The sequence below is a fragment of the Mycobacterium sp. genome, from assembly GCF_035633495.1.
Classification (GTDB): domain Bacteria; phylum Actinomycetota; class Actinomycetes; order Mycobacteriales; family Mycobacteriaceae; genus Mycobacterium.
In genome coordinates, this window is record NZ_DASQEU010000025.1 from 1 (window position 1) to 1,955 (window position 1,955).

The 1,955-nt window shown below is 67.7% G+C and carries 3 protein-coding genes; all 3 read right to left on the minus strand.

Annotation, left to right across the window (positions count from 1 at the left end):
* On the minus strand, positions 1-445 hold a 445-nt coding region (locus tag VET27_RS05070), incomplete at its 3' end, for a pyruvate kinase (protein WP_526515756.1).
* Positions 446-671: 226 nt separating this feature from the next.
* Positions 672-1,472, minus strand: coding sequence for a hypothetical protein (locus tag VET27_RS05075; RefSeq protein ID WP_526515758.1), 801 nt, complete (start codon positions 1,470-1,472; stop codon positions 672-674).
* A gap of 114 nt (positions 1,473-1,586) precedes the next feature.
* Positions 1,587-1,955: ricin-type beta-trefoil lectin domain protein (locus VET27_RS05080; protein ID WP_526515760.1), on the minus strand; the 369-nt coding region annotated here is incomplete at its 5' end.

The window sequence follows — 1,955 nt, forward strand, 5'->3', positions numbered from 1 at the left end:
GGCGCATGCCCTCGAGCAGGATCGAGGGCAGGTTCTCGAATCCCTGCCTGGTCTCGATCTTGAGGATCAGCCCGAGGTCAGGAGCACTGGAGGCGGCCACGCGGTCCAGGACGTGACGCACGTCCTCGGGCGTCCGGATGAAGGACACCGCCACGAGGTCGGCGTGCTCTGCAATGAAGGGCAGGTGGCTCTCGTCCTGCGGGGTGAGCGCCCTGAGTGGGAGGACCGTGTCGGGCAGGTTGATTCCCTTCTCGGCGCCGAGGCGCTGCCCACCTGGCTTGGTGTGATCCACGGTGAGGGTCGCCTGCCCGGGTGCCACTGACGAGACGGTCGTTCGGATCGCCCCGTCGTCGAATAGGACCGCATCCCCCGGTGCCATCGCGGCGATGGCCTCGGGCACGGTGCAGCCGATGCGCGCGACCTCTCCGGGCTGGGGAACGGGCACTGGGGTGAGGTCGTCGGTCAGCAGCAGCGTGTCGCCCGTCGCCAGCGACAGTCGCTGCGGGACACGCGGGATTCCAGCGACGACCGTGACCTCGTCGCCGCACCGGATCAGGGCGCCGTCAGCAATGCGCCACTCACTGCCTCACCGGCCCGCCGGTATGGCTTCACTCACAGTTCATCCGAGGGGCGGCCACGGAGCGTTCAACTGCGCCAGCGGTGGCGACCAATCAGGGACCGACGGTCTCTTCGAACGATCCGGGGCCCGCTTCCGGCAGGGTCGTGTCCAGGGCGTCCGGTGGCCTCGTGCGGGCAGGTCCAGGAGCCGAGTCGATGATCTCGCGAACGCGCTGGTGGAACACCCGCCACCGGCGTTCGTTGTCCCGGGTGATCACCGAGCTTTGGGCCAGCAGGTCTGCGGCGTGATCGACCAGTTCCGAGGCGGCGAACAGGTAGCGGGGTGCGACCCGACCCGCCGCCAGGTCGGCGCGCAACGCCGCCGGGGTGAACTCCACCTGCGCGAGAACTGTCAGTGCCCTGTCGATGTTGCGGCCCGCGATCGAGGACAGCGACGCGCACTGCCAGTCATTGCTGATGATGCGATGGCGATCGCCGAGCAGGTCGGCCGCTCCCGGGTAGGCCACGAGGTGCTCGACCACACCCCAGGACGCCTCCATCGCCTTCGCGAGCCATTCCCCGGTTGAGCGACAGGCCTCGGCGTGCGCAGCGAGATCCGACTTCATCCGCGTGATCTCCGCCGGTTCGCCAGCACCTTCCATGAACAGGACCCCGAGCAGCTCGATCGCGCGCTCGTCATTGAGGTCGACGGCTCCGGCGAATGGGCTCGGCAACGGCGCCTCGTCCGGCTGCACCGTCGACCACCGCTCTGCCAGGGCTTTCAGGGCGTTCGAGGTGCGCGACAGCGCGATGGACTCGTGCAAAGGCGACTCGGTGTAGTACTTCTCGTGCTCACGGTGGAACTGCGACAGGTTGAGAACCACGGTCAGGAATGGATCCGGGTCGCTCGGCATCCCCCGAGTATGACCCTGGCAGGTGAACAACCGGTGCGTACCGAACATCGGCTTCGGCGACGTCCTTGGCACCCCCCAAGGCGTGCCTCAGTACACCGAGGCGCCGACGATCTGTCAGGTCTGCGTCGAGGGCTGTTGCGCGGCGCGTGCATTGGGCGGTCGTTCAGCGCGTTCGCGGATGTTGAGGAGCATCTTGCGGATCATCCAGATGTCGGCGAGTTCGACGACGGTGTAGAACGCGATCGATCGCGGGTTGAGTCGCATCCGGCTTCGGATACGGGTGATGAGGCGCGTCGTCCCATCCGGTCGCGGGTCCAGTTGCCAGGTCCAGGACGTCTCCCCGGGCGAGGACCACACCATGGAGGTGGGTGGCTCGAGGGAGTGGACCTCGATGCCTTGCGTGCCGTCCGGGCTCATCGGTACGACATTGCCGGGCGCCAGGTGCTGCAGCTCGGGGATGATGCGTTGCGCGCTGGGACGGCC

What these genes read in the sequence shown, in the direction of transcription:
- VET27_RS05075 (WP_526515758.1), bottom strand. Translation starts at nt 1,472, where the DNA reads ATGCCGAGCGACCCGGATCCATTCCTGACCGTGGTTCTCAACCTGTCG.